Source organism: Streptomyces sp. DH12 (assembly GCF_020873895.1).
Classification (GTDB): Bacteria; Actinomycetota; Actinomycetes; order Streptomycetales; family Streptomycetaceae; genus Streptomyces.
In genome coordinates, this window is record NZ_JAHWGT010001575.1 from 1 (window position 1) to 398 (window position 398).

The following is a 398-nucleotide window of genomic DNA, read 5'->3' on the forward strand; positions in this document are numbered from 1 at the left end:
GACGGGGCCCCCGGCGTGCGCGGTCCGGCGCGCAACGGGTCGCATTCCCTCCCCCACGCACCCCTGAAGTACCGTTTGACCAGGAACAATTCATGCCGGGGCAGGGTTCCTCGGGAACTTCTCGTGTGTTCCGCTCGTCCTTCGGGCATACGTTTTCTCGGTTCCCGGACACGACGTCCGGCCGAGGGGCTACGGTATGCACCCACTAGGTGACATGCAGCAACGCCGGGAGAAACCTTGAGCGTTCCGTACGAGACGGCAGCGTGCGAACCACCTGACTCGTCCGACTCGCCGGAGGAGCATCTCGCGCGCCTCCTGGGCCGCGCCCTGAACTCCTTCGAGCTGCCGGACGAGACGATCCGCCGGCTGGACTGCGCGCTGGCGCACGACGGTTCCCT

General features: G+C 67.1%; 1 protein-coding gene. It reads left to right on the forward strand.

The window, feature by feature from the left end; genetic code table 11:
- Positions 1–237: 237 nt before the first annotated feature.
- Positions 238–398 (forward strand): DUF6227 family protein (locus LPA54_RS41155; protein WP_228985503.1); only part of this gene is annotated, 161 nt, incomplete at its 3' end.